Source organism: Kitasatospora sp. NPDC092286 (genome assembly GCF_044755565.1).
Classification (GTDB): Bacteria; Actinomycetota; Actinomycetes; order Streptomycetales; family Streptomycetaceae; genus Kitasatospora.
Map to the genome: position 1 here is coordinate 1 of NZ_JBIVRD010000125.1, position 1,483 is coordinate 1,483.

Here is a 1,483-nt window from a genome sequence, read left to right on the forward strand (position 1 = left end):
GGACGGATACGGCCGCGCGAACTTCGACCTCCTCCGCACCCGCATCCTGTGCCGGACCTGACCGGCTCGATCACAAGATCAGCGACAGAGCCGAAATCGCTGACCGTCCACACTCAAGGGCACCCTGGGCTGGACCGCGCCGCACTTCCGCGCACCGGACACCGCCGACCTGTGGACCTGGCTGGTCATTGTTGCCCACACCCAGCTCCGCCTGGCCCGCCCGCTGGCCGCCGACTTGCGCCGTCCCTGGGAACGCCCCTTGCCCACAGCAAAGTTGACCCCGGCCCGGGTCCGCCGCGGGTTCCGCAACATCCGCGCGAAGGTCCTCACTCCGGCTGGCGTGCCGAAACCCTCCCGGCCGGGCCCAAGACGGCCACCAGGTTCGAAGAACCGCAAGCCGGCACCCCGCCACGACGTCGGCAAGACCGTCAAACGCGAACCCACGCTCCAAGCCCACCTCGCCGCGCGAGGTTAAAGAGCAAGATGAGAAGCTGTTCAACGCTGCTGCGTTATGGCGTGAGCGTGCTGGTCAAGGGGGTTGAACGAGGCAACGGGACTCCTGTAGATCAACGATCGGCGAAGAAAGTCGATCAAGCACAGGGGTCCCGTTGCAGGAGAAGTCTGTCATCACACGGGTGGTCACGGTAGCGGCGGGGGTGTTCGCGCCGGGCCATCTGGGCGAGCTGACGCAGTTGGTGGACTTCGCGCTGGTGGACGCGGTGCTTGAGGAGAGCAGGGCGGTGCAGCGGCGGATCCGGCTGCTGCCCGCGCGAGTGGTCGTGTACTTCGTCCTCGCGCCGGCGCTGTTCGGGGACTGCTCGTACCGCGCGGTGTGGGACAAGCTCACCGCCGGTCTGGGTGCGCTCGTTCCGGTGCGCCCGCACTCCTCCTCGCTGTCGCGGGCCCGCCGGCGGCTGGGGCCGGAACCTCTGCGGCTCGTGTTCGAGTCCCTGGCCGGGGCGGTGGCCTGGACGGACAGGCCGGGGGCGTTCTGGTCCGGGATGCGAACGGTCGCCGTGGACGGCACCAGCCTGCGGCTGCCCGACCGCGACCCGGTCACCGCCCGCTTCCCCAAACGGCACGGGCCCCAGTACGAGTTCGCCTACCCCGTGCTGCGGCTGGTCACCCTGGTCGAGACCGGCACCCGCGCGGTGATCGCAGCCGCGTTCGGCCCCGAAGCCGAGGGCGAACTCGCCTACACCACAAGACTACTGAGCTGCCTGAGTGCCCGGATGCTGCTGCTCGCGGACGCCGGCTACGACGCGGTCGCCTTCCTGCGCGACGTCCACGCGACTGGCGCCCAGTTCCTGGTGCGCTCTTCGGCCAGCCGTCGCCCGACCATCGGGCAGCGTCTGCCGGACGGCTCCTACCTGACGCGTCTGGCCGGCCCCTACCGGGCCGGCCAGGGCTACGGAACCCTGACGGTACGCGTGGTCGAGGCCTGGATCACCGTCACGCTGGAGGACGGCACTACCAGGCGCGA

The 1,483-nt window shown here is 69.9% G+C and carries 1 protein-coding gene and 1 pseudogene; both read left to right on the forward strand.

Features of this window, described 5'->3' with window-relative positions; all coding sequences use genetic code 11:
• Positions 1-115: 115 nt before the first annotated feature.
• A pseudogene (locus ACIQIB_RS39465) lies at positions 116-475 on the forward strand (transposase); the annotation flags it as partial.
• A 160-nt stretch (positions 476-635) separates the two neighbouring features.
• Positions 636-1,483: IS4 family transposase (locus tag ACIQIB_RS39470; RefSeq protein WP_400764305.1), on the forward strand; the 848-nt coding region annotated here is incomplete at its 3' end.